We start from the raw sequence: 24,714 nt of genomic DNA, 5'->3' as shown, positions 1-24,714 counted from the left end.
CGAGCGGGAAGGAGTCGTGCCATGGCCCACTCTTTCGTGCAGGTGACCACCACGACCGACTCCCGCGCCGAGGCCGCCGAGCTGGCGCGGTCGGCGGTCGCCGAGCGGATCGCGGCCTGCGCCCAGCTGGTCGGGCCGATCGCCAGCACCTACTGGTGGGAGGGCGAGATCGAGTCGGCGGAGGAGTGGATGGTCGTGTTCAAGACCTCCGCCGACCGCTTCGACGAGCTGGCCTCCCTGATCACCGAGGGGCACTCCTACGACACCCCGGAGATCATCGCGACCCCGGTGGTGGCGGGCAGCATGGACTACCTGGCCTGGATCACCGAGCAGACCGAGGCCGGCGAGCGCGACGAGGCCGTCGAGGACCCCGAGGACCCCGAGGACCTTGAGACCGGGACCTGAGCGCACCGCCCACCCCGGGAAAGCGGTGCGGCCCTGGCCAGTGTGACGCGCGTCATGGCAGGGTAAGTTCTTGTTTACCCTGGCCGGACGTGTTCAGCCCGGTCAGGGCCGGGAGGGAGGGGTCGATGTGCGCGAGCTGAGCGAGCTGGGTGCGGACCACGGACTGTTCGGGCCGGGCTCGGTGACCTGGCGGGTCATGGGCGAGCCGGTGCTGATGGTCGGCGGCGTCAGGGCCCTGCTGCTGCAGGCGCTCCATCCGCGCTCCATGTGGGGGACCGCCCAGAACTCCGAGCTGATGGACCCCTCCGCCGCGTGGGCGCGGCTGACCCGGACGGTCGAGTTCGTCCGCGTCCGCACCTACGGGACGGAGGAGGACGTCGAGCGGGTGGGCCGCCGCGTCCGCCGGCTGCACGCCAAGCTCACCGGCCTCGACATGCGCACCGGCGAGACGTTCCCGATCGACGACCCGGAGAACCTGCTCTGGGTCCACATGGGCGAGGTCGACTCCTACCTCGACGTGGCGCGCCGCGCCGGGGTCCCGCTCACCGCCGAGGACGCCGACAGCTTCGTGGACGAGCAGCGCCGCGCCGCCGAGGTCGTCGGGCTCGACCCGGCGGACGTGCCCGCGACCGTCGCGGAGATGGACGAGTACTACGCGGGGATGCGGCGGCGGATCTGGGCGTGCCGGGAGGCGCGCGAGGGGCTGCGCCGCATGTTCAGCCCGGCCGTCCCGCGGCACCTGCTCCCGCTGAAGCTCGCCGCGCCCGCCGTCGGGACGCTGACCGTCGCGACGCTGCCGCGCTGGGCCCGCCGCATGTACGGGCTGCCGGGGCTGCCCACGTCCGACCTGGCGGCGACGCTGACGCTGAAGGGCCTGTACCGCACGTCGCTGGTCGTCCCGGAGCGGTACCGCTACACGCCGGACGCCCAGCGGGCCAGGCGGCTCACGCGCGAGCACGAGAACAGCCTGGCCACCTGGTCGATCGCGTCCTGACCGGCGCTCACGCCGCCGGCGGCGGCGCGTCCGCGTCCGCGTCGTGCTCGGCGCCGCGGCGGGGCAGCAGCAGCGCCGGGACGATCATCACGGCGGTGAGGATCAGCGCGACCGAGAACGTGCTGCCGAACGCGTCGGCCAGCTTCGGCGCGAGCTGCTGCCGCGCCTGCTCGGGGATCGAGCCGACGCCGCCCCCCGCGCCGCCCCCGCCCGCCGCCTGCGGGATCCGGTCGCCGATCTCGCGGGCCAGGATGACGGCGAGCAGCGCCGTGCCGACCGACCCGCCGAGCTGGACGAGGATGTTCAGCGTGCTGCTGGCCCGCGACACCGCCGCCCGGCTCAGCGTGGTCAGGGCGGCCGACATGGTCGGCATCATCGTGCAGCCGAGCCCGAGTCCCCGCACGAGCAGCGCGCCGCCGAGCAGCCAGTAGGACGTGCCGGCGTCCACCATGGCGAACGGGATGGTGCCGGCCACCACCAGCACGATGCCGACCGGGACGATGCGGCCGGCCCCGAACCGGTCGGTGATCACCCCCGCCACCGGCATCGCGATCGCCGCGCCGACGCCCTGCGGCGCCAGCAGCAGGCCCGCGGCGAACGCGCCCTCGCCGTGCGTGGTCTGGTAGAAGAGCGGGATCAGCAGCATCGAGCCCATCAGCGCCACGCCGACGAGGGACACCGTGACGGCCGCGGTCGCGAACGTCCGGTCGGCGAACAGCCGCACGTCGATCAGGGCGCGCTCGCGGCGGCGCAGGCTGTGCAGGACGAACAGTCCCACCAGGACGGCGCCCGCGGCGAGCCAGCCGATCGTCGAGGCGTTCCCGAAGCCGCCGCTGCTGCTCGCGGTGGACAGCCCGTAGATCAGCAGCGCGAACCCGGGCGGCAGCAGCGCCAGCCCGCGCAGGTCGAGCGCCGACTCGCCCTGCCCGCCGTGCCCGCGCGGCACCTTCCACCAGGCCAGCGTGAACGCCAGCGCGCCGACGGGCACGTTGACGAAGAAGATCCAGCGCCAGTCGACGTCCTCGACCAGCCAGCCGCCGAGCACCGGGCCGAGGACGGGCCCGAGCAGCATCGGGACGCCGACGATGCTCATGATGCGGCCGAGCCGCCGCGGGCCGGCGGCCATCGTGAGGATGGCCATCCCGGTCGGCATCAGCATGCCGCCGCCGAGCCCCTGCAGCACCCGGAAGACGATCAGCGACTGGATGCTCCACGACAGGCCGGACAGCACGGAGCCGGCCACGAACAGCACGATCGCGGTGAGCCACACGCGCCGCCCGCCGAACCGGTCGACGGCCCAGCCGGTGAGCGGGATGACCGTCCCCATGGCCAGCAGGTAGCCGGTGATGACCCACTGGATCGTGGACAGGTCGGTCGAGAAGTCGCGGCCGAGCGTCTCCAGCGCCACGTTGACGATCGTGGTGTCGAGGATCGCCATCACGGTGCCGGCCACGATCACGAGGCCGAGCACGATGGTCTGCCGGTCGAGCCGCTCGCCGCCGCCGGAACCGCCCGGCGGCGCCACCTTGGTGGACGGGCTTTCGGCCATGGTCGCCCCCTTGCCTGAGGTTCCGGTAGCCCGGAGTCCCCGTGGCTCAAGACGTGAAACATCTTGAAGATCAATACTTTGCAGTCCATCACGGAATATGTTGAACTTCAAGGTATGTCCGAGAATCGTTCCAGCGCCGACGCGTCGATCGACGCCGACCTGGAGACGATGGTCCAGCTCATGGGGCGGGTGGCGCGCGGCATGAAGGACGGGCACGCCGACGCCGAGGAGATCGTCCAGCGGGTGAAGGACGCCGGGCTCGGGCCCCGGCACGTGCCCGCGCTGACGCAGCTCGTCCTGCACGGCCCCGCGCCGGTCGGCGTCCTCGCGCGGCGCATGGCGCTCAGCCCCGCCACGGTCAGCCAGCTCGTCGGGGAGCTGCAGCGCGGGGGCTTCGTCGAGCGGCGGCCGGACGAGCGGGACCGCCGGCGCATGATCGTCAGCCTGGCCGAGGCGCACCGCGAGAGCATCGAGCGGTTCGCGTGGCGGCGGCTGCGCCCGCTGCGGGCGACGCTGGAGTCGCTCGGCCCCGCCGAGCGGGCCCACTTCCTGCTCGGCTGGCGCACTCTCGCCCGCAACATGGAGCGCGGCGGGCCGGCCGACGGGGCGCCGGGCCGGCCGGGGGAGCAACCGGGCCCGGAGCACCCGGGCCCGTGACCGCCGACACGGTCGCCGGCACGGTCAGCCGCGGCGCATGAGCCTCCCGACGGCCGCCATCAGCTCGGTGGACATCGCGTCGCCCTTGCCCTCCTCGGCGCCCTCGGCCACGCAGTGCCGGACGTGCCCGTCCAGCAGCCCGAGCGCCACCTTGTCCAGCGCGGCCTGGACGGCGCTGATCTGGGTGAGGATGTCGATGCAGTAGCGGTCGTCCTCGACCATCCGGTCGATGCCGCGCACCTGGCCCTCGATCCTGGCCAGCCGGGTCTGCAGCTGGTCCTTGGTGGCGGTGTACCCGCGGGTGGGGGTCTCGCTGGTCGCCATGTCCGTCCTCCGCAATCCTTCCGGGGGCGCACGCCCGGGTACCCCTGGGGGACATCCCCCAACAGGTACCTTATGCGCTGTCCGGGGTCACGGCGGCGGGACGTTCCAGGCGCTGACGACCGGCCGGCCGTGCTCGCTGCCGAGCGCCGACAGCGTCCCGGTGCCGAGCGCGAACAGCCGTCCGAGCGCGGGCTCCAGGCCGAGCCACCGCGCCGTCAGCACCCGCAGGAAGTGCCCGTGCGCGACGAGCACGACGTCGCCGTCCGCGGGCGGCGTCCCCACCCGCGCGAGGACCGCGTCCGCCCGCGCGCTGACCTCCTCGACGGTCTCGCCCGGATGAGCGGCGTCGCCGGGGACCACCCCGTCGTCCCACAGGAACCAGCCGGGCCGCTCCGCGCGGATCTCGGCGCTCGTGATGCCCTCGTAGCCGCCGTAGTCCCACTCCCGCAGGCCGGGGTCGGTCTCCTCGACCGGGAGCCCGGCCAGCTCCGCCGTCCGCCGCGCCCGCTCCGCCGGGCTGACCAGCGTCCGGACGACGTTCCGGCCCTTCAGCGCCCCGCGCAGCGAGCGGGCCTGCTCCTCGCCCCGCCCGGTCAGCGGGACGTCCGTCAGCCCCGTGTGCCGGCGGTCCCGGCTCCACTCGGTCTCGCCGTGCCGCACCAGGATCAGTTCGCCCATGGGGGACTGTCTACCCGGCGGGGCGCCCCGCGCGAACCCCCGGGACGGGGGAGGGGGCGGGTGAGTCCGGTCAGTCCAGGATCGAGGCGAGGGGCGTGCAGGGGAGGCCGTGGGCCTCGGCGACGTGGTCGTAGACCAGGCCCCCGGCGTGGGTGTTGAGGCCGCGGGCCAGCGCGGCGTCCTCGCGCAGGGCGCGGCGCCACCCCTTGCCGGCGATCTGGACGGCGTACGGGAGGGTGACCCCGGTGAGGGCGTAGGTGGAGGTGTTCGGGACGGAGCCGGGCATGTTCGCCACGCAGTAGAACGTCGACCCGTGCACCGTGTAGGTCGGGTCGGCGTGCGTGGTGGGACGCGAGTCCTCAAAGCAGCCGCCCTGGTCGATGGCGATGTCCACCAGGACGGAGCCGGCCTTCATGCTCGCGACGAGGTCGTTGGAGATCAGCTTGGGCGCGCGGGCGCCGGGGATCAGCACGGCGCCGATGACGAGGTCGGCGGCGCGGGCCTCCTGCTCGACCGTGTAGGCGCTGGACACCAGCGTCCGCAGCCGGCCCTGGTAGACGGCGTCGATCCGGCGGAGGCGGTCGACGTCCACGTCCATGACCGTCACGTCCGCGCCCATCCCCACGGCGATCTGCGCGGCGTTGAGGCCGGACACGCCGCCGCCGATGACGACGACCTTCGCCGGGGCCACGCCGGGCACGCCGCCCGGCAGCACGCCCCGGCCGCCGTTGGACGCCATCAGGTTGTACGCGCCGACCTGCGGCGCGAGCCGTCCGGCCACCTCCGACATGGGGGCGAGCAGCGGCAGCGACCGGTCGGCCAGCTGGACTGTCTCGTAGGCGATCGCGGTGACGCCGGCGGCGAGGAGCGCGTCGGTGCACGCGCGGGACGCGGCGAGGTGCAGGTAGGTGAACAGGATCTGGCCGTCGCGCATCCGGTGGTACTCGGGCGCGACCGGCTCCTTCACCTTCAGGATCAGCTCGCCCTCGGCCCAGACCTCGTCCGGGCCGTCCAGGATCTTGCCGCCCGCGGCGGTGTAGTCGTCGTCCGGGACGGCCGAGCCGAGCCCGGCGCCCCGTTCGACGAACACCTCGTGGCCGTGCCGGGTCAGCTCGTGCACGCCCGCCGGCGTGATCGCGACCCGGTACTCGTGGTTCTTGATCTCTCGCGGCACACCGATCTTCACCGGGGGCTCCTCTGTCAACGCTGACCGAACCCTACGTGTCCAGCGTGCGGGGCGGAGCCTGCCCCGTGCTATGAGCAGTGTGTCAAGGCATGGGGCATATGGATGACATCGTGTAAAGCGTGCCCGGGTCGCGGGCGGGACGCCGCCGGCGTGCTCAGAGCCTGCTCAGGCGCGGGTCACGGCTTGCGGGCGATGCCCCCGTACATGAGGCGCTGGCCGACGGTCAGCTCGTCCGGGACGTCCCCGTCCGGCCGCCAGAGCGGCAGCGGGACGACGCCGGGGTCGAGCAGCTCCAGGCCGTCGAAGTAGCGGCCGATCTCCTCCGGCGTGCGGAACCGCCCGGTGCCGAGCAGCCCCTGGTACTGCACCTCGGCGTCGACCGCCTCCTGGCTGGACGCGCAGAAGCTCGTGACGAACAGGTGGCTGCCGGACGGCACCGCGTCCACCAGCGTCTCGACGATGCCCTGCGGGTTCTCGTCGTCGTGCAGGTGGTGCAGGATGCCGACGAGCATGACGGCGACCGGCCGGTCGAAGTCGATCAGCCGCCGGACGTCCTCGTGCGCGAGGATCTTCTCCGGCTCGCGGACGTCGGCGGTGATGACCGTGGTGTTCGCGTTCTCGGCCAGCAGCGCCCGCCCGTGCGCGAGGACGATCGGGTCGTTGTCGACGTACACCACCCGCGCGTCCGGCGCGGTGGCCTGCGCCACCTGGTGGGTGTTCTGCACGGTCGGCAGCCCGGAGCCGAGGTCGAGGAACTGGCGGATGCCCGCCTCCCCGGCCAGGTGGCGCACGCCGCGGCCGAGGATCTCCCGGTTGTAGGTGGCGACGTCGTAGATCTCCGGGATGATCTTCACGATCTCGGCCACGAAGGCCCGGTCGACCTCGAAGTTGTCCTTGCCCCGCAGCACCACGTCGTAGGTCCGAGCGATGCTCGGCTTCGTGGTGTCGATCCCGAGTGACGCCCAGTCGTACCGCTCGTCGGCCATGCCGTGTCCGCCTCGTGCCGCTGTTGAGTTCTGAAGTCCGCCGCGCCTCGAATGGTAAGGGAGTGACCGGGCGGTCGCCAGGAAAGTGGCGATTCTTCACGCGATTCACTGGAACGATGCACTCTGCGGGCGCGCGGGCAGCCACTCGTCGGCGATCGCGACCGTCAGCTGCTCCAGCAGCGGCCCGGCCCGGCGGACGCGGCGCTCGGCGTCGGGCTCGATGTCGGCCAGCGCGTACGCGGCCTGGATGCGCGCCTTGCGGAGCTGCTCGCCGGTCAGCTGGCGGCGGCCGGCCACCGCGATGACCGGCGCCCCGGCGCGGGCGGCGGCGCGGGCCACCCCGATCGGAGCGCTGCCGCGCAGCGACCGCGCGTCGAGGACGCCCTCGCCGGTGACCACCAGCCGCGCGCCGCGCGCCTTCTCGGCGAGGCCGAGCAGGTCGAGCATCAGCGCCGGGCCGGGCTCGATCGTGGCGCCGAGGAAGGTCAGCGCGGCGAAGCCGACGCCGCCGGACGTCCCGGCGCCGGGCAGGTCGCGGGCCGCGCGGCGGGCCGCCGCCTCCGCCAGGTCGGCCCAGCGGCGCAGGCCCGCGTCCAGCAGCCGCACCTCGTCGCGGCCGGCGCCGCGGCGCGGGCCGTCCACGGCGGCGGCGCCGGTGCGGCCGAGCAGCGGTCCCGCGGAGTCGCCCGCCACCACCACCTCGATGCCCGACATGTCGGGCAGGCCGCGCAGGTCGAGGGCGTGCAGCGAGCGCAGCGCCGCGCCGCCCGGCGGCAGGTCCTTGCCGAGCGCGTCCAGCAGCCGGCCGCCGAGCCCCTGGACGAGGCCCGCGCCGCCGTCGGTGCAGGCGCCGCCGCCGAGGCCGAGCACGATCCGGCGGGCGCCGAGCCGCACCGCGTGCGCGATCAGCTGGCCCGTGCCCAAGCTGGAGGCGGTGAGCGGGCGCGGCGCGCCGCCGGGCAGCCGGCGCAGCCCGGACGCCTCGGCCAGCTCCACCACCGCGCTGCGCCCGTTCAGCGCCAGCCGCGCGGTGACCGGCCGCCCCGTCGGGCCGCACACCTCCACCTCGACCCGCCGCCACCCGGCCGCGACCACCGCGTCCACGGTGCCCTCGCCGCCGTCGGCGACGGGCAGCTCCACCAGCGGCACGTCCGGCCGGGCACGGCGCAGCCCGGCCGCGAGATGCCGTGCCGCCCGCGCCGCGGTCAGCGCTCCCGGGAACCTGTCAGGCGCCAGCAGGACGTGACCTGGCGGCGACGGGCGAGAGGGAGAGTCCGCGGACACCACAGCCACGCCTTTCACGCCGGGGGGTAAGGCCCTACCTTCTGCTTACGCCATGACGGCACTATTTGACACCCGCAAGCGCGATCGAGAGTCTCAAATGGCCGCAGAGCCGTGTTCCCCCGGAGTCCCCGGGACCCCCGGGGCGGCTACCGGACGTCCAGCCACTGCTCGATCGGGTTGATCGCGAAGAAGATCAGGAACAGCACCACCACGGGCCACAGCCAGATCGACACCTCGCGGATCTTGCCCTTGGCGAGCTTGATCAGCGCGTAGCTCACCATGCCGCCGCCGATCCCGATGGTGATCGAGAACGTGAACGGCATCAGCACGATGGTGAGGAACGCCGGGATGGTGATCTCCAGGTCGTCCCAGTTCACCTTGGCGACCTGCGTCATCATCAGCGCGCCGACGACGACCAGCGCGGGCGCGGCGGCCTGCGCGGGGACGGTCGCGGCGAGCGGGGTGAGGAACAGCGTCACCGCGAACAGCGCGCCGGTGGCGATGTTGGCGAGGCCCGTCCGGGCGCCCTCGCCGACGCCGGCCGCCGACTCCACGAACACCGTGTTGGCGGACGAGCTGGTGACGCCGCCGAACGCGGCGGACACGCCGTCCACCGACAGGATCCGGCCGAGCCGCGGCACCTGGCCCTTCTCGTCCAGCAGGCCCGCCTCGTCGCTGACTCCGAGGATCGTGCCCATCGCGTCGAAGAAGCCCGACAGCACCAGGGTGAACAGGACGACCAGCGCGGTGATGACCCCCGCCCGGCCGAACCCGCCGAACAGGTCGATCTCCCCGAAGAGCCCGAAGTCGGGCGCCGCGAACAGCTTGTCGGGCATGTTCGGGGTGACGATGCCCCAGCCGCCCTCCTTGACGGTGGCGTTCTCCTGGATGGCTACGGCGCCGACCGTCCCGGCGACGATGCTGATCAGGATGGCGCCCGGCACCCGCCGCACGTAGAGCACGATCATCAGCAGCAGGGTGAGCGCGAACACCAGCGTCGGCCACGTGTCCAGATGGCCGCCGGTGCCGAGGGACAGCGGCGGGCTCGTCGCGCTGGAGGTGACGAACCCCGAGTCGATGAGGCCGACCAGCGCGATGAACGCGCCGATGCCGACCGCGATCGCGTGCTTGAGCGCCAGCGGGATCGAGTTCATGATCCGCTCGCGGATGCCGGTGAGCGCCAGCAGCACGATGACCGCGCCCTCGATCACGACCAGGCCCATCGCCTGCGGCCAGGTCATCACCGGCGCCGCCTGGAACGCCACCACCGCGTTGATGCCGAGGCCCGCGGCGAGCGCCAGCGGCGCGTTGCCCACCAGTCCCATGATCACCGTGGTGATCGCGGCGGACAGCGCGGTCATCGTGGTCAGCTGCGGGATCGACAGCGTCGCGCCGGTGACGTCCTTGGCCCCGCCGAGAATGATCGGGTTCAGCAGGATGATGTAGGCCATCGCGAAGAACGTGGTCACGCCGCCGCGCATCTCGCGCGCGACGGTCGTCCCGCGTCCGGTGAGGTCGAACAGCCGCTCCAGCGGTCCGCGCCCGCCGGCCGGCGGTGAATCGTCGGTCTCGGCGGTATCGATCTTGGGCATGACGGGCGCTCCGCTTTCAGCAGCGTGGTTCCGGCTGTGTGGGTCCGGAAATTGGGCGTGCACAGATTAGCCGGTGCCGAATCCGGGACGGGACGGGGCCGACCGGGCGATGACGCGGGCGCTGCGTCCCCTATAGCCTGCCCTGTGCGAGTTCGAACACGCTTCGGTACCGAATCACGGGAATCGGGGGCCTGACCGGCCTGGATCTCGGCACACTTGAGGATCGAGCCGGCTGCCGCCGCGCCCCCCGCGCGGCGAGCGCCCCGTGGCGAAAACTCTGTAGGCGGTGGTCACACGATGGATCGGGAGACACTGGGGCAGCGCATCCGCGCCCTGCGGATCCGGCAGGGCGTGAGCCAGGCGCAGCTCGCCTTCCCCGAGCTGTCCGACAGCTACATCTCGCTGATCGAGAGCGACAAGCGGGTGCCGGCCCCGAGCGTGGTCGAACTGCTCGCGGCGAAGCTCAACTGCTCGGCGACCTACCTCGTCAGCGGCGTCAGCGAGGACGTCGTGGACGAGCTGCGCGTCACCCTCGACTACGCCGAGATCGCGCTGAGCAACGGCGCGGCGGCCGAGGCGCGGGCCCGGTTCGCCGAGGTCCTCGCCAGTGCCGACGCGGTCGCGCTGCCGGAGATGCTGCACCAGGCGCGCTGGGGCCACGCCCTCGCGCTGGAGGCCGCCGGCGAGCTGGAGGAGGCGATCGCCGGGCTGACGGCGCTGACCGCGGAGGCCTCCGCCGAGGCCGACCTCGACCACTGGGCGAAGGTGCACGTCGCGCTGAGCCGGTGCCTGCGCGAGCGCGGCGACGTCAGCGCCGGCGTCGAGGCCGCCGAGAGCGCGCTGCGGCACCTCATCGCGACCGGCGCCGACTCGACCGACGCCGCCGTCCACCTCGGCGCGGCGCTGCTCGCCGCGTTCATCGAGCGCGGCGACCTCGTCCGGGCCCGCCACCTCGCCGTCCAGCTCGTCGAGCGGGCCGAGCGCATCGGCAGCCCGCGGGCGCGGATGGTCGCCTACTGGGAGGCCGCCTACGTCGCCGAGATCCGCGGCGACTACGAGGACGGCGTCACGCTGGCCGAGCGCGCGCTGCTGCTGGCCGGCGACGGCGAGGACCCGCGCGACCTGAACCGGCTCCGCGTGATCTACGCCGGGCTGCTGCTGCGCGCCCGTCCCGACCAGGCCGGCCGCGCCCGCGAACTGCTCACCCGGGTCCGCGGCGAGATCAGCGCCAGCTCGTCCGGGGAGATCGACGTCGCCTGGTGCCTGACCGAGCTGGCCCGGGCGGAGACCGCGCTCGGCCGCCCCGCGGAGGCGGTGACGCTCGCCGAGGAGGCCCTCGACCTGCTCGGGGACGCCCCGCGCCGGGCCACCGCCGGGGCGCTGACCGTGCTCGGCGAGGCGTCGGTGCGGCTCGGCCGCCGGGACCGGGCCGCCGAGGTGCTGACCCGGGCCGCGACCTGCCTGGAGGAGATGGAGTCCTCCCGGGAGGCGGCGCAGGCGTGGTTCGACCTCGCCGAGGTGCTGGCCGAGGCGGGCAACGCCGAGGAGCCCCGGATGGCCGCCTACCGCCGCGCGCTCACCTGCGTGGGGGTGTGACCGAACCGGCCCGGGGTCCGCGGCGTCCATAATGCTGCGAGTTTCGTGAGCTGGGGGAGTTGCCGGTGTTCGGTGTTGTTCGTCCCTGCAGGCATGTCCTGTGCGGGTCGCTGTTCAAGGACTGGATGGCCCACCTCTGCGGGCTGTGCCTGACGCTGCGGGCCGAGCACGGCCAGGCCGCGCGGCTCGTCACCAACTACGACGGGCTGCTCGTGTCGGTGCTGGTCGAGGCGCAGGCGCCGGAGCCGCCGCCGCGCCGCAAGGCCGGCCCGTGCGCGCTGCGCGGGATGCGGACCGCCGAGGTCGTCACGGCGCGGGCGCAGGGCGCCCGGCTCGCCGCCGCCGCGTCGCTGCTCCTCGCGGCCGGCAAGACCCGCGACCACGTCGCGGACGGCGACGGGCCGTACCGGCGCCGCATGGTCGCCGCCGCGGCCGGGCGGATGGCCGGCCGCTGGGACGCCGCGGGCGAGCGGACGGGCGCCGCGGTCGGCTTCGACCCGTCGGTGCTGCGGGACGCCGTCGCGCGCCAGCCCGTCCTGGAGGCGGAGCCCGGCCTCGGCCTCCTCGACCTGACCGAGCCCACCGAGACCGCCGTCGCCGCCGTGTTCGCGCACACGGCCGTCCTCGCGGGCAAGGAGGCCAACGCCGAGGCGCTCGCCGAGGTGGGCCGCTTCTTCGGCCGCCTCGCGCACCTCATCGACGCCGTCGAGGACCTCGCCGACGACCGGGAGTCCGGCGCCTACAACCCGCTCCTCGCCACCGGCACCGATCTCGGCGAGGCCCGCCGGCACGCCGACGGCGCCCTGCACGGGCTCCGCCTCGCCCTCGCGGACCTGGAGCTGGAGCGTCCGCGGCTCGTCCGAGCGCTGCTGGACCGCGAGGTGGGGCGCTCGGTCGACCGGGTCTTCGCCGACCTGGAGAACCAGTCGCGGCGCGGGCCCCGGCCACCGCGCCCCGGCTGGCCGGTGCCCTGCTTCACCGGGGCGGTCGTGTGCGCGACCTGCGGCGTCTTCCAGCCCGAGTGGAGCGAGCACCACGGCGACTCGTGCGGGGACCGCTGCTGGTGCACGCGGCACTGCGACGGCTGCGACGGGAGCTGCTGCGACTGCGGCGGCTGCTGTGACTGCGACTGCGATTGCGACTGCTGCGGGTGTGATTGCTGAGGCAGCCGATGGGTGTCATTTTGCCGGGTTCGAGCCACCAGGGAACCCGGGACGTGCCATGGTGGCGGGCTCAGTAGGGTAGACGCAGCCCTTCAACTCACTAGAGAACCCGGCCATCCATGAACATCTTCAAGCCCCGCCGGCGCATGCGCCGGCTCGGCGTCGTCGCCGCCCTCGCCCTCGTCCTCGGAGCCTTCACCGCGACGCCCGCCCTCGCGCACGCCCGGCTGGTCAGCAGCACGCCCGCCAAGGGCCAGTCGATGTCCGGGATCGCCGAGGTCTCACTGGTCTTCAGCGACAAGATCAGCATGGCGAAGGTGGTCGTCAAGGACGAGCACGGCAAGACCTACCAGGCGGGCGCGGCCGAGGGCGCCGGGACGAGCACGGTGACGCAGCGCCTGACGGGGCCGCTGCCCGCCGGGTCCTACACCGTGGCCTACCGGGTCGTCGGCGAGGACGGGCACCCGATCGAGAGCGACGACCTCACGTTCACCTCGGAAGGCGGCGGGTCCGAGCCGTCCGTGCCGTCCGCCGGCGCGGTCGGCGCCGAGCAGCAGACGGGTGACGCCGCCACCGCAAACGAGCAGCCCCTCAAGCTGGACCAGGAGCAGGCGTCCGAGAAGGAGGACTCGGGCTCCGGCATGGTGCTCTGGATCCTGATCGTCGCCGGCCTCGTCGTCGGCATCGGCATCGGCGCCGCCATCGTCTTCCGGGCCAAGCGCAAGCACCAGGCGGCAGCCGGAAGTGAGTAAGGGCAGCCTGGGCGTCTGGCGGGCCGCCGCGGTCGCGGCGGCCGCGGCCGCCGCCGCCCTGGTGGCCGGTCTCGTCCTCGGCGGCTCGGTCACCGAGAAGGTCATCCCCGGCCTCGGTGACGCGGGCGCCCTCACCCGGTGGGGGCTGCCCGCGTCCCGGGCGGCGATGGACCTGCTGTCCGCGCTGACCGTCGGCGCCCTGCTGGCCGCCGCCGCGTTCCTGCCCGTCAAGGGCGGGCGCGGCGCCGCCGCGCTCTCCAAGGACGCGATCGGCTACCTGAACGCCGCGTCCTGGATCGCCGCGGGCTGGGCCGCCGCCGCGGCGGCCACCCTGGTCTTCACCGTCGCGGACGTCCTCGGCCAGCCGGTCGGGGACGTCCTCACCGGCAGCGAGCTGAGCAGCTACGTCGGCTCGCTCCCGCAGGGCACCGCCCTCATGATCGTGGTGCTGCTGGCCGTGGTCGTGGCGCTGCTCGCCCGCACCACCACCACGCCCGCCGCCGCGTTCGGGCTGCTCGCCATGGCCGCGATCGCGCTGCTGCCCGCGCCGCTGACCGGCCACTCCGCCTCCGCCGCCAACCACGCCACCGCGACGACCGGCGTCGCGCTGCACGTCGCCGCCGTGGCGCCGTGGGTCGGCGGGCTCGCCGTCGTCTGCGCGCACGCGCTGCTGCGCCGCGACCGGCTGCCGCTGATGGCCGGCCGGTTCAGCCGGATGGCCGTCTGGTGCTACCTCACCGTCGGCGCCAGCGGGCTGGTGAACGTGATCGCCCGGCTGCCCGACCCGGCCGAGCTGGTCACCACGAACTACGGGCGGCTCGCGCTCGGCAAGATCGTCGCGTTCGGGGTGCTCGGCTGGTTCGGCTGGTGGCACCGGGCCCGGACGCTGCCCGCCCTGGACGAGGGCAGGCCGGGGGCGTTCGCGCGGTTCGCGTCCGTCGAGGCGGCCGTGATGGCCGCCGCCATGGGCCTCGCGGTCGCGCTGGCGCGCACCGCGCCGCCCCCGCCGGCGGAGCCGGAGTCGGCGGTCAAGTCGCTGCTCGGCTACGACATGCCGCCCGAGGTCACGCCGCTGCGGCTGCTGACGCTCTGGCAGTTCGACCTGTTCTTCGCCGCCCTCGCCGCCGTCCTCGGCGGCCTCTACCTGGCCGCCGTCGTCCGGCTGCGGCGGCGCGGCGACTCGTGGCCGATGGGCCGCACCGCCGCCTGGCTCATCGGGCTCGTCAGCATCATCGCCGTCACGCAGACCGGGGTCGCCAAGTACGCGCCGATCCTGTTCAGCGTGCACATGGCGCAGCACATGGTGCTGAACATGCTGACCCCGATCTTCCTGGTCGTGGGCGCGCCGGTGACGCTGGCGCTGCGCGCGCTGAAGCCCGCCCGGGTGCGCGGCGACCGCGGCCCGCGCGAGTGGCTCACCGCGCTGCTGCACAGCCGCTACCTCGCGGTCATCGCGCATCCCGCGGTCGCGACGCTCATCTTCGTGGTGAGCACGTTCGCGCTGTACTTCACGCCGCTGTTCGAGTCGGCGATGCGCAACCACCTCGGCCACATCGCGATGATGGTGCACTTCCTCGCGGCCGGGTCGCTGTTCTTCTGGGTGCTGCTCGGCGTCGACCCGGCGCCGCGCAAGCTGCCCTACCCCGCCCGGCTCATCCTGCTGTTCGTCACGATGCCGTTCCACGCCTTCTTCGGCATCGCGCTGATGAACATGAGCCAGGCGCTGGCGCGCGGCTGGTACGGGGCCGTCGACCCGCCGTGGGGCACGACCACCCTGCACGACCAGCACACCGGCGGCGCGATCGCGTGGGCGTTCGGCGAGATCCCGACGTTCATCGTCCTCATCGTGATGGCGTTCCAGTGGTACGCCGACGACCAGCGCCAGGCGCGCCGCATGGACCGCAAGGCCGACCGCGCCGAGCGGGCGGGCGGCCGTCCCGAGGACGACGAGCTGGCCGCCTACAACGCCCGCCTGGCCAAGCTCGCCGAGCGGGACGCCGCCCACCGGGGGGACGCCCCCCCGAGCTCCCCGGCTGCGCGGCAGGAGTCTCCTCGCTCCGGTCGCTAACGCTCCCCGCGCCGTGTCCGTCCAGGGGGCGACCCCCTGGACCCCGCTGCGCTCGGCGGGGGCGCTCCGCGTGCCCGCCCGTAGCCGGCGGCCGGGGTTCCCTCTCGCGGGGGAGGGGGTCCGGGGCGCGGTCTGTCAGGATCGTCGTGTGGTGGTTCGCGTGTTCCGGCCGCTGATCGAGCGGACGACCTGGCGGCGCTGGTCCCACCTCGTGGTGGGCGGCGCGCTGCTGATGCCGTACTGGTTCCTCGCGATGAGCGTCACCCCGCTGATCCCGCCGGGCAACGCCGTCGTGATGGTCGTGCTCATGCTGCTCGTGCTGCCCGGCGCGGGGGCGTTCGTGACCGGGCTCGTGCCGACGGTGCGGCTGCTGGAGGGCTCGCTCGCCAAGGAGCTGCTCAAGGGGCCGGCCGCGGCGCTCGTCCCCGGGTCGGCGCGCTCGTGGGAGAGCCGGGTCCGGGCCGCGGCGTGGTTCGCGCTGCACCTCGGCGCGGGTGTCGTGGTCAGCGGGCTCAGCCTGGCGGTGCCGCCGTTCGCCGCCGTGCTGATCCTCACGCCCGTGGTGAGCTGGGACACCCGGCTGCTGGAGGCCTGGGGATGGCGGGGGGCCTGGCACCAGTGGGCCGGGCCGCCGATCGGGCTGGCGTCGCTGGCCGCGCTGCTCGCGCTGATCGTGGCGGCGGGCGCGCTGATGTCCCGGCTGGCGCCGCGGCTCCTCGGGCCGTCCGCCGCGGAGCGGCTCGCCGAGGCGGAGGCCCGGGCGGTCCGGCTCGCCGAGCGCAACCGGCTGGCGCGGGAGCTGCACGACTCGGTGGGGCACGCGCTCAGCGTGGTGACCCTGCAGGCCGGGGCGGCCGGACGGGTCCTCGACGACGACCCGGTGTTCGCGCGGGAGGCGCTCGGCGCGATCGAGGAGTCGGCGCGCGCCGCGCTGGAGGACCTCGACCACGTCCTCGGGCTGCTGCGCGAGGACCCGTCCCGCCCGGCGCCGCAGGCCACCCTGAAGGACCTCGGGCGGCTGCTGGAGCAGACCCGGATCGCCGGGGTGGCGCTCGACGCGGCGGTGGATCCCCAGGTCGAGCAGGTTCCGGCGGCGGTGTCGCGGGAGGCGTACAGGATCGTCCAGGAGGGCCTGACCAACGCGCTGCGGCACGCGGGGAAGGTCCCGGTGCGGCTGCGGCTCGGCATCGCCGGGGAGCGGCTGGAGGTGGAGATGAGCAACCCGATCGGCGCGCCGCGCGGGGACGGCGCGGGCCACGGCGGCGGGCGCGGGCTCGCCGGGGTGCGCGAGCGCGTCACGGTGCTGCGCGGCGACATGAGCGCGGGGGCCGACGGCGACGCGTGGAGGTTCCGCGTCTCGCTGCCGCTAAGGTCCGGAACATGACGATCAAGGTGCTGCTGGTCGACGACGAGCGGCTGATCCGGGCGGGCCTCGCCGCCATCATCGAGGCCGAGGACGACCTGACCGTGGTCGGCGAGGCGGCCGACGGCACCGAGGTGCCGGGCGAGGTGCACCGGCTGCGCCCCGACGTGGTCCTGATGGACGTGCGGATGCCGCGGCTGGACGGCATCCAGGCGACCCGCCACATCCTGGACACCGTGCCCGGGCCGCCGCGGATCATCGTCGTGACCACGTTCGAGAACGACGAGTACGTCTACGACGCGCTGAAGGCCGGCGCGCACGGGTTCCTGCTGAAGCGGACCCGGCCGGAGGAGATCCTGCAGGCGATCCGGATGGTCGCGCACGGCGACAGCCTGCTGTTCCCGGCGGCGATCCGGGAGCTGGCCGCGCACCACGGGCCGTCCGGCGGGCGCGGCGGCGCGCGCTGGCACGAGCGGCTGACCGAGCGGGAGGGGGACGTGCTGCGGCTGATGGCCAAGGGCCGCTCGAACGCCGAGATCGCCCAGGACCTGTTCGTGAGCCCGCAGACGGTGAAGACGCACGTCGGCAACATCCTCGCCAAGCTCCAGGCCCGCGACCGCACCCAGGCGGTGATCCTCGCCTACGAGACGTCCTTCATCACGCCCGGCTGAGGTGGCACTGTGCCACTGTGATCGCATGAGGGACTTCCGCTTCGGCTTCAACTTCTTCGACATCCCCTCGCGCGGCGAATTCGCCGAGCGGTGCAGGCGCGGCGAGGGGTACGGGTTCGACGTCGCGCTCGTGCCCGACCACCTCGGCGCCCCGGCCCCCTTCCCGACGATGGTCGCCGCCGCGGACGCCACCGAGCGGCTGCGCGTCGGCACGCTCGTGCTGAACGCCGGTTTCTGGAACGCCCACCTGCTGGCCCGCGAGGTCGCCACCGCCGACCGGCTCACCGGCGGCCGGGTGGAGCTCGGCCTCGGCGCCGGGCACATGAAATGGGAGTTCGACGCGGCCGGGATCCCCTGGGAGCCTATGGCCGCCCGCGCGGAGCTGATGACCCGGACGATCGAGGAACTGGCCGCGCTGTTCGGCGGGGACGGCTACGAGCGGCACCGGCCCGTCGCCGAGCACTTCGGGCTGACCGAGCTCGCGCCCGTGCAGCGCAGCGGGTTCGGCGGGTCGGGCCCGCCGCTGCTCGTCGGGGGCACGGGCGACACCGTGCTGCGGACGGCGGCCCGGTACGCCGACATCGTCGGGATCGCCGGGGCCTACCAGGTCAAGGGCGAGCCGCCCGGGACGTTCCGGCTGGGCACGGCGGCGGAGGCGCAGGAGCGGGTGCGGTTCGTCCGGGAGCAGGCCGGCGACCGGGCGGACGGCATCGAGTGGAACGTGCTGGTCCAGCACGTCCAGGTGACGCCGGACCGGCGCGCCGTGGCCGAGCGGCTCCGCGCCGAACGCATGCGGGACATGACCGTCGAGGAGATCCTCGACACGCCGTTCGTCCTGCTCGGGACCCCGGACCAGATCGCCGGGCAGATACGGGAGCGGCGCGAGCGGTTCGGGTTCTCCTACGTGACGGTGCACGCGCCGTTCGTGGACGTCCTCGGCCCGGTGATCGAGCGCGTCTGAACGGCGCGGGAAGCGTCGGTGGCCCGCTCATCGACGCGCGCTTACACCCGGTTTACCTGCGGGTAGTTACAAAAGAGACAGAGGGAACAAAGGTCGACGATCGGGGGATCATGGACGCCGTTACCCTGTCCGAGCTGCGCAAGCCGCGCGCCTATCCGGCGGTGTCGGTGCTGATGCCGACGCACCGCTCCGTCCCGGACAACCGGCAGGACCCGATCAGGCTGCGCAACCTCCTCGCCGAGGTGCGGCGCCGGCTGCACGACGACGACCGGGTGGCGCACGACGCCGCCGACCACGTCCTGCGCGGGCTGGAGAGCGCCGCGGAGGAGATCGACCTGCGGCACGCCTCCGACGGCCTCGTCCTGTTCGCCGCGCCGGACGGGGAGCACCACGCGTTCACGATCGACCAGCCCGTGGACGAGCGGGTCGTCGTCGACACCGGGTTCGCGACCCGCGACCTCGTCGCCGCCTACACCCGCACCCCGCGCTACTGGCTGCTGTCGCTGTCGGACCAGCGGACCCGGCTGTGGGACGGCCGCGGCGAGGAGCTGACCGAGCGGACCGGCGGCGGCTTCCCCGTCGTGCCCGAGCCGCTCGACGAGGCCGGCTCCGGGCGGCAGGCGCGGCGCGCCGCGCAGGGCGGCGACGGCGAGCGGCAGCGCCGGCAGATGCGGGACGCGGTGGCGGCGCTCGACCGGGTCCTCGCCCGCGACCGCCGGCCGCTGATCGTCGCCGGCGTCATCCGGCACCAGGCGTTCTTCGACGAGGTCGCCGGCCCGCACATCACCGTGGCGGGGCGCGTCGACGGCAGCTTCGAGGGCGCCGCGGCCAGCGTGCTCGCGGAGGCGGCCCGCCCGGCGCTCGCCGCCTACGAGGACCTCCGCGAGGTCGGCGTGCTCGCCGAGCTGGAGGCCGCGCGCAGCATCCAGCGGTACGCGGGCGGGCTCTGCGAGGTCACGCCGCTGGTCGAGGAGGGCCGCGGCGAGCACCTGGTCGTCGAGCGCGGCTACTACGCGCCGGCGGTGAAGGCGCGCGGCGAACTCGTCCCGGTGGACGGCATGCCCGGCGTCCTCAAGGGCGCGGACGTCGTCGACGACGCCGTGGACGACGTCATCGAGACGGTGCTGGAGTACGGCGGCGAGGTCACCTTCGTCTCCGACGGCTTCCTCGTCGACCACGGCCGCATCGCCCTGGTGACCCGCTACTGACCCGTCCGGCAGGCCGGGTCGTGCCAGATCACCCAGCCGATCGACCAGTCGCGCCGCGCGTGCGGCCGCCAGCCCGCCGGGTGCCCGGGCCAGGACGCCTCCGGGGCCGTACCCCCCGGCAGGGGGACCAGGACCGTGCACACGCCGGGCTCGGGCGGGCGGCCGTCGAGCCGGTCGATGCGCGTCCACCACACCGGGTACATGAGCTTCGTCCTGATCGCCCAGTTGAGCGTGGCGTCCGCGGCGACCCCGCCCGCGGCCGGGCCCGGGAACGGCGGAGCCGGGCGGACGCGCTCGGGTGAGGGGCCCATCGCGAACGTCAGCGCGGCCAGGTTGACTCCGGCGAGGCCGACGGCCATGAGGGGCCTTCTCCTCAGCCTGGACATCAGCGCCAGCGCGCACAGCAGGGCGATCGAGGCGAGCGCCGCCTCCCGCATGCGCAGTGCGGTGCGGTCGCCGGTCAGGAACGTGGTCTCGGGGAAGTCGAACGCGATGAACGCGTGGGTGCGCAGCCGCTCGCCCGCGTGGACGGTGACCCAGAGCCCGGTGCCCTCCAGGAGGAGGACGGACGCCGCCGCCAGCCGGAGGGCCGTGCGGGCGCCCGACCGCAGGAGGGCCGCCGCCCCGGCCAGCGCGTAGACGAGGGCGAGGCACGACAGGTACCGGCCGTAGGCGAAGTTCCCCACCCGGTGCTCGTCCGGCAGCGCGGCCGACGACGCGTAGGCGATCCCGCACGTGGCGGTGAGCAGCACGGCGGCCATGATCCGGTCGGCCGCCGGGGCGCCCCGCCGGACGAGCGTCACCGCGACGACCGCGAGCCCGGCGCCCGCGAGCCCCCACGTGGACGCGATCAGGTACCAGAGCTGCCCGGCGGCCCCGGACCACGCCCACGCCTGCCCGGAGAGCGTGGTGAGGCGGGACTCCAGGATCCCGGCCAGGTCCCGGACGCCGCCCGGATACAGTTCGGCGCGAAGCCACGCGTTCAGCGCGGCCCCCGCGGCGTATCCGGCGAGCGCCGCGCCGCCGCCGGCCAGAGCCCCGCGCCGTCTCCGCCGGCGCCCCACCGTGAGGACGACCAGCGTCAGGGCGTGGACGAGGAGGACAACCGTCCCGCGAGTGTGGACGGCCGCCGAGTACGAGGCGACCACGCTCGCCAGCACCGCGTCACCGGCCCGGCCGTTCCGGACGAAGCGGTCGAGCCCCAGCAGCCACGCCATGACGAGCGCCGGCAGGACGGCGTCCGCGAGCGCGAACGCGCCGAAGAACGTCGTGGCGGGCAGCAGCGCCGCCCCGAAGGAGAGCGGCAGCGCCGCGCGCCGGCCGAGCCCGAACCGCCGCGCCGCCGCGTACCCGAGCGGGAACAGCGCCGCGCCGGCGACCGCGTTGATCGCGAGGACGGCCGTGTACACCGTCACCGGATCGCGGGAGAACCAGTACACCGGGGTGAGCAGGAGCGGATATCCGCCCTGGTAGAAGGTGTTCCCGGACAGGTCGGCGCCCGGCCCGCCGGCCAGCCACCGGGCCGCGAGGAGATATCCGGTCTCGTCGGGGTTCGCGACCGGGCCCGTCCGGGCGCGGGCGAACCACAGCCGGACCGCCGCCTGCGCGAGCATGCCGGCCGCGAGCAGCCACGGCAGCGCGCGGGGGCGCCGGCCGGCTGGACGGAGCGTTGCGGGCGGGGCCTGCGGGCGGGGCGGAACGGTCGCGAGCGTCATGCGCTCCACCGTTCCGGCGGTCTGTCATGGTCCTGTGCGGGCGATGTCCGGATCTTGTGACACAACTCGCTCCATGATCGTCGGCCACCGATAATGTGCGGGTGGCGAGCATTCTGTTCATCGAGGACGATCCGTCCGCGCGGGCCGCCCTGGAGCTGGCGCTGACCCGCCAGGGACACGGCGTGACGTCCCGGGCCACCGGCGAGGACGGGCTGGCGGCGCTGCGGGCGCGGCGTCCCGAGATCGCGATCCTGGACGTGATGCTGCCCGGCATCGACGGGATCGAGGTGTGCCGACGCATCCGCCGGGAGGACTCGCTGCCGGTGATCCTGCTGACCGCGCGGGGCGACGACCTCGACATCGTCCTCGGCCTGGAGGCCGGCGCCGACGACTACGTGGTGAAGCCCGTCGAGCCCCGCGTCCTGGACGCCCGCATCCGCGCCGTCCTCCGCCGAGCCGACCAGACCCGCGTCGACCGCTCCGTCTACGGCGACCTCGTCATCGACCGGACCTCGCTGAAGGTCACCAAGGCCGGAACCGACCTTCGCCTCACCCCGACCGAGCTGCGGCTCCTGCTGGAACTGACCCGGCGCCCCGGCCAGGCGCTCACCCGCCAACATCTGCTGGCCGAGGTCTGGGAGCACGCCTATTCGGGCGACTCCAGGCTGGTGGACGCCTGCGTCCAGCGCGTCCGGGCCAAGATCGAGGACGAGCCGGCCGAGCCGCGGCTGATCGAGACCGTCCGGGGCTTCGGCTACCGGTTCACGGCGCCGTGACGCACCGCCGCTGGTTCACCGGGCTGCGGGTGCGGCTCGCGGCCGCGTTCACCGCGGTCGCGCTGCTCGCGTCCGTGCTCGCCTCCGGCATCTCCTACGTGCTGCTGCGGCGGGTGATGCTGCAGCGCGCCCAGGACGCGGTGCTCACCGAGGTGCGCACCGCCCTGGCCCAGCGGATCCCGCCCAATCTGCCGCCCGACGTGGTCCCGCTGGTCGGCGCGGCCTTGGTGGACGCGCTCGGCTCGGCCGAGGGGCGCAAGGCGGTGGCGGTGCCCGTGCCGCTGCGCGGCGAGAGCGGCCTCCCGGCGCCGGGAGCGCTGGACGTCCCCGTGACCCGCGAGTTCGCCCGGCGGGCGATGGACAACCTGGTCTTCCAGCGCGTCAGCCGGCACGGTACGCCCTACCTGCTCGTGGGCGGCCGCGCCACCCGTTACGTGACCACGGGGGAAGAGCCGTGGCGCACGACGCCGCCGATGGTGTTCGTCTCCGCGAGCCTGCGCCGGGAGGACGCCGACCTGAGGTTGTTCACCCGCACCCTGCTGAGCGCGGACGCCGCCGCGCTGGCGGCGGCGCTCGGGCTCGCGCTGCTGGCCACCCGGGGCGTGCTGCGCCCGGTGCGCCGCCTCGGCGCCGCCGCCCGCGCGCTCGGCGAGGGGAGGCTGGACACCCGCGTCCGGGTGCGGGGCCGCGACGAGCTGGCCGACCTCGCCGCCACCTTCAACCGGACCGCGCAGGCGCTGGAGCGGACGGTGACCGAGTTGCGCGCGATGGAGGCCGCGTCCCGCCGGTTCGTCGCCGACGTCTCCCACGAGCTGCGCACGCCGTTGACCTCGATGATCGCGATGACGGACGTGCTGGCCGAGGAGGCCGCCGAGTCCGGCGAGGGCGGCGAGGGCGGCGACGTCGCCGCCCGGCTCGTCGCCGACGAGACCCGGCGGCTCGGCACGCTCGTGGAGCACCTCATCGAGATCAGCCGGTTCGACGCGGGCGCCGCCGCCCTCGTCCTGGACGACGTGAACGTCGCCGACGCGGTCGGCGCCACCCTGGAGGCGCGCGGCTGGCTCGGCGAGGTGGCGGTGGAGGGCCCCGCGGACCTGTTCGTCCGGCTGGACCCCCGGCGGTTCGACATCATCGTCGCCAACCTGGCCGGGAACGCCCTCAAGCACGGGCGCCCGCCCGTCTCGCTGCGCTTCGGCCGGCCGGAGCGCGAGGACGCGGGCGGGGTCCGCGTCGTGGTCGCCGACCGCGGACCCGGCCTTCCCGACGAGGTGGTCTCCGTGGTCTTCGACCGGTTCGTCAAGGCGGAGGCGGCGCGCTCCCGCAGCGAGGGAAGCGGCCTCGGCCTGTCCATCGCCAAGGAGAACGCCCTGCTGCACGGCGGCACGCTGGAGGCCGCCAACGGGCCGGAGGGCGGCGCGGTCTTCACCCTGTGGCTGCCCGACGGGGAAGGAGAGGAGTGCCCATGAGACGGCCGCGGTGGACGCGCGCGCTGCCGGCGGTCGCGGCGTGCGCCGTCCTGGCCGGCTGCGGGATCCGCCCCACCGGGATCATCAGCGCGGGGACGGGCCCGGCCGCGCAGGCGCACGCCGACACGATCACCGTCTACCTCGTGCGGGGCCACAGGCTGCTGCCGGTGACGCGGCCCGGCCTGCCCGGGCAGCCGAACCTGGCGATCGGGCAGCTGACCGTGCCGCCGACCGGGCAGGAGCGCGCGATCGGGCTGCGCACCGAGGTCCACGGACCGCTCGACGCGTACAAGGTCGTCAACATGACCGGCCCGGTCGGACATCACCCCCAGATGGTCGTCAGATCCGCCGGGCGGCGGAACGTGCCGAAGAACTGGTCGCGGATCGCCAAGGCCCAGATCGCGTGCACCGCGCAGGCCATCCCGGGCATCCAGAGCGTCAACCTCTTGAGCGCCCTGAACGCGACCGAGACCAGTTTGGAGACGCTGACCTGCGACCAGTTCGCGGATCTGCTCGAATGATCAGTTCCGGGTGAGCCACTGGGCGCTGAAGTCGCCGAGCACCGAGCGGACGGCGAGGACGGCGATGCCGAGGGTCAGGACGGGCATCACGACCCAGCGCTCCACCTTGCCGTCCGTCCTCGGGATGACCGGGACGTCGATCCGCCAGGGCAGCGGCCAGAACACCGGGCAGCCTCTCGGTGTCAGGCAGTCGCCGGCGACGTGCGCGAGGCAGCCCAGGGTGACCGCGAACCCGACGAAGCTCATGTCGATCTTGTGCATGAGCCAGACGGCGATGAGGGCGAGCGCGCAGTCGGCGAGCGCGGACTGGGGCTCCTTGCCCTCGAAGTCCAGCCCGACGCCGCGCAGCCCCAGGCCGACGATCATGAAGAGGCAGGCCCACCAGGCGTAGACGTAGTGGGTGGCGAGGGTGTCCATCGCCCAGCCGACCCCGACCGCGAACAGGATCGAGTGGGTCGCCTGCCGGTGCCCGCCGGAGACCTTCCCGATCCACTTGCACATGTGGTGCGTGATCGGGCCGAACGTGTTGGCGATGCGGCCGTTGTGGTGGTCGATGTCCGGCAGGATCGCCGCCCCCGCGCACACCACGGCGCCGGCGCCGACCTGCTCCACCGACAGCGACACCGCGTGCTCGCCGAGCAGCCGCTCGTACCCGAGCACCGGGACGGCGGCCAGCCACGCCAGCGCGCCGCTCAGGGCATGCGTCTTGCCCATCATGATGCCGATCCCCCGCCTTCCAGCGCGTCCACCGCCCGTACTCAGGGCGGGACTCTAATCCGCTCCTGATCGTTTTCAGTGG

Annotated in this window: 23 protein-coding genes; 14 read left to right on the top strand and 9 right to left on the bottom strand. The window is 74.2% G+C overall.

All coding sequences use genetic code 11. The annotated features are described in order from the left end of the window. Positions 1–21 precede the first annotated feature (21 nt). Positions 22–405, top strand: a complete 384-nt coding sequence (gene cutA, locus SM611_RS09475; protein WP_371948832.1) for a divalent-cation tolerance protein CutA — start codon at positions 22–24, stop codon at positions 403–405. 127 nt (positions 406–532) lie between these two features. Further along, positions 533–1,399: an oxygenase MpaB family protein gene (locus SM611_RS09470; protein ID WP_371948831.1), complete on the top strand. Its 867-nt coding sequence runs from the start codon at positions 533–535 to the stop codon at positions 1,397–1,399. Between the two features lie 7 nt (positions 1,400–1,406). Here the strand turns inward: SM611_RS09470 and SM611_RS09465 are convergent, their stop codons facing one another. After that, the gene (locus SM611_RS09465) at positions 1,407–2,948 is read right to left on the bottom strand and encodes a DHA2 family efflux MFS transporter permease subunit (protein ID WP_371948830.1); all 1,542 of its coding nucleotides are present in this window, start codon (positions 2,946–2,948) and stop codon (positions 1,407–1,409) included. A 114-nt stretch (positions 2,949–3,062) separates the two neighbouring features. On the opposite strand from SM611_RS09465, the gene SM611_RS09460 reads away from it, so the two are divergent. Next, on the top strand, positions 3,063–3,605 hold the full coding sequence (locus SM611_RS09460; protein ID WP_371948828.1) for a MarR family winged helix-turn-helix transcriptional regulator: 543 nt from the start codon (positions 3,063–3,065) through the stop codon (positions 3,603–3,605). Positions 3,606–3,629: 24 nt separating this feature from the next. Here SM611_RS09460 and SM611_RS09455 read toward each other — a convergent pair whose 3' ends face one another. From SM611_RS09455 to SM611_RS09430, 6 genes are all read right to left on the bottom strand, one after another. Beyond that, complete coding sequence (locus tag SM611_RS09455) at positions 3,630–3,929, bottom strand: metal-sensitive transcriptional regulator (RefSeq protein ID WP_067631628.1); 300 nt, start codon at positions 3,927–3,929, stop codon at positions 3,630–3,632. A gap of 87 nt (positions 3,930–4,016) precedes the next feature. Beyond that, positions 4,017–4,607 (bottom strand): histidine phosphatase family protein, encoded by a 591-nt coding sequence (locus SM611_RS09450; protein ID WP_371948827.1) that lies wholly within the window; start codon positions 4,605–4,607, stop codon positions 4,017–4,019. 70 nt (positions 4,608–4,677) lie between these two features. Continuing rightward, a complete protein-coding gene (gene ald / locus SM611_RS09445) occupies positions 4,678–5,793 on the bottom strand; it encodes an alanine dehydrogenase (RefSeq protein ID WP_371948826.1) in 1,116 nt (371 codons plus the stop codon). Positions 5,794–5,969: 176 nt separating this feature from the next. Continuing rightward, complete coding sequence (locus tag SM611_RS09440; protein WP_371948824.1) at positions 5,970–6,779, bottom strand: SAM-dependent methyltransferase; 810 nt, start codon at positions 6,777–6,779, stop codon at positions 5,970–5,972. A 105-nt stretch (positions 6,780–6,884) separates the two neighbouring features. Next, positions 6,885–8,066 carry a glycerate kinase gene (locus tag SM611_RS09435; protein ID WP_371948823.1) on the bottom strand — a complete coding sequence of 394 codons (1,182 nt, stop codon included), beginning with the start codon at positions 8,064–8,066 and terminating at the stop codon, positions 6,885–6,887. A 143-nt stretch (positions 8,067–8,209) separates the two neighbouring features. After that, positions 8,210–9,655 carry an NCS2 family permease gene (locus SM611_RS09430; RefSeq protein ID WP_371948822.1) on the bottom strand — a complete coding sequence of 482 codons (1,446 nt, stop codon included), beginning with the start codon at positions 9,653–9,655 and terminating at the stop codon, positions 8,210–8,212. Between the two features lie 297 nt (positions 9,656–9,952). On the opposite strand from SM611_RS09430, the gene SM611_RS09425 reads away from it, so the two are divergent. The 8 genes from SM611_RS09425 to SM611_RS09390 all read left to right on the top strand — a co-directional run bounded on the left by SM611_RS09425 (position 9,953) and on the right by SM611_RS09390 (position 19,437). Beyond that, positions 9,953–11,251 carry a helix-turn-helix domain-containing protein gene (locus SM611_RS09425; protein ID WP_371948821.1) on the top strand — a complete coding sequence of 433 codons (1,299 nt, stop codon included), beginning with the start codon at positions 9,953–9,955 and terminating at the stop codon, positions 11,249–11,251. A 65-nt stretch (positions 11,252–11,316) separates the two neighbouring features. Beyond that, complete coding sequence (locus SM611_RS09420) at positions 11,317–12,414, top strand: DUF5685 family protein (protein WP_371948820.1); 1,098 nt, start codon at positions 11,317–11,319, stop codon at positions 12,412–12,414. Between the two features lie 119 nt (positions 12,415–12,533). Beyond that, the gene (locus SM611_RS09415; protein ID WP_371948819.1) at positions 12,534–13,166 is read left to right on the top strand and encodes a copper resistance CopC family protein; all 633 of its coding nucleotides are present in this window, start codon (positions 12,534–12,536) and stop codon (positions 13,164–13,166) included. After that, positions 13,159–15,234 carry a bifunctional copper resistance protein CopD/cytochrome c oxidase assembly protein gene (locus tag SM611_RS09410; protein WP_371948817.1) on the top strand — a complete coding sequence of 692 codons (2,076 nt, stop codon included), beginning with the start codon at positions 13,159–13,161 and terminating at the stop codon, positions 15,232–15,234. Before SM611_RS09415 ends, SM611_RS09410 begins: the two co-directional genes overlap by 8 nt. Positions 15,235–15,382: 148 nt before the next feature. Continuing rightward, entirely contained in the window at positions 15,383–16,618 is a 1,236-nt protein-coding gene (locus tag SM611_RS09405; protein WP_371948815.1) for a sensor histidine kinase, read from the top strand. Next, positions 16,615–17,268 carry a response regulator gene (locus tag SM611_RS09400; RefSeq protein WP_371948813.1) on the top strand — a complete coding sequence of 218 codons (654 nt, stop codon included), beginning with the start codon at positions 16,615–16,617 and terminating at the stop codon, positions 17,266–17,268. Before SM611_RS09405 ends, SM611_RS09400 begins: the two co-directional genes overlap by 4 nt. A gap of 25 nt (positions 17,269–17,293) precedes the next feature. Then, a complete protein-coding gene (locus SM611_RS09395; RefSeq protein ID WP_371948812.1) occupies positions 17,294–18,229 on the top strand; it encodes an LLM class F420-dependent oxidoreductase in 936 nt (311 codons plus the stop codon). 110 nt (positions 18,230–18,339) lie between these two features. Next, complete coding sequence (locus tag SM611_RS09390) at positions 18,340–19,437, top strand: baeRF3 domain-containing protein (protein ID WP_371948811.1); 1,098 nt, start codon at positions 18,340–18,342, stop codon at positions 19,435–19,437. On the opposite strand, the gene SM611_RS09385 is transcribed toward SM611_RS09390, so the two are convergent. After that, positions 19,431–21,152 carry a hypothetical protein gene (locus SM611_RS09385; RefSeq protein ID WP_371948810.1) on the bottom strand — a complete coding sequence of 574 codons (1,722 nt, stop codon included), beginning with the start codon at positions 21,150–21,152 and terminating at the stop codon, positions 19,431–19,433. The two genes, SM611_RS09390 and SM611_RS09385, sit on opposite strands and share 7 nt — an antisense overlap. Before the next feature lie 101 nt (positions 21,153–21,253). Between SM611_RS09385 and SM611_RS09380 the strand changes: the two genes are divergently transcribed. Genes SM611_RS09380 through SM611_RS09370 form a run of 3 tightly spaced genes read left to right on the top strand, consistent with a single transcriptional unit; the run spans position 21,254 to position 23,915 of the window. Then, positions 21,254–21,928, top strand: coding sequence for a response regulator (locus SM611_RS09380; RefSeq protein ID WP_371948808.1), 675 nt, complete (start codon positions 21,254–21,256; stop codon positions 21,926–21,928). After that, complete coding sequence (locus tag SM611_RS09375; protein ID WP_371948806.1) at positions 21,925–23,394, top strand: ATP-binding protein; 1,470 nt, start codon at positions 21,925–21,927, stop codon at positions 23,392–23,394. Before SM611_RS09380 ends, SM611_RS09375 begins: the two co-directional genes overlap by 4 nt. Next, positions 23,391–23,915: a hypothetical protein gene (locus tag SM611_RS09370; RefSeq protein WP_371948805.1), complete on the top strand. Its 525-nt coding sequence runs from the start codon at positions 23,391–23,393 to the stop codon at positions 23,913–23,915. The genes SM611_RS09375 and SM611_RS09370 overlap by 4 nt, the downstream gene beginning before the upstream one ends. Here the strand turns inward: SM611_RS09370 and SM611_RS09365 are convergent, their stop codons facing one another. Next, a complete protein-coding gene (locus SM611_RS09365; protein WP_371948803.1) occupies positions 23,916–24,632 on the bottom strand; it encodes a metal-dependent hydrolase in 717 nt (238 codons plus the stop codon). Between the last annotated feature and the right edge of the window lie 82 nt (positions 24,633–24,714).

The sequence above is a fragment of the Actinomadura monticuli genome, assembly GCF_041463655.1.
Classification (GTDB): Bacteria; Actinomycetota; Actinomycetes; order Streptosporangiales; family Streptosporangiaceae; genus Spirillospora; species Spirillospora monticuli.
Note: the sequence above shows the minus strand (reverse complement) of the source record. Positions and strands in the feature narration are given on the sequence as shown.